This is a genomic window from Domibacillus indicus (assembly GCF_023715895.1).
Classification (GTDB): Bacteria; Bacillota; Bacilli; order Bacillales; family Domibacillaceae; genus Domibacillus; species Domibacillus indicus_A.
In genome coordinates, this window is sequence record NZ_JAMBOO010000166.1 from 1 (window position 1) to 217 (window position 217).

The 217-nt window shown below is 43.3% G+C and carries 1 pseudogene; it reads right to left on the reverse strand.

Going from position 1 to position 217, the window contains the following annotated elements:
- Positions 1-217: pseudogene (locus M3221_RS27180) on the reverse strand (IS3 family transposase); the annotation flags it as partial.

Here is a 217-nt window from a genome sequence, read left to right on the forward strand (position 1 = left end):
GTGCCGTAGGCACTTCGATTTTGTTTGAAAATCTCTATGACAGCGCCTGTTACGTTGTCTTCTGACTGACGTTCTTTTGCCTCATAATAGTACGTACTACGTGAGATTTGCAGGACGCTGCACATTGCTGATACCGAGTATTTGTCTTGGTTTCGCTTGATGACATTTACTTTCGTCCCATGATCAGCGCGGCTTGCTTTAAAATATCATTCTCCAT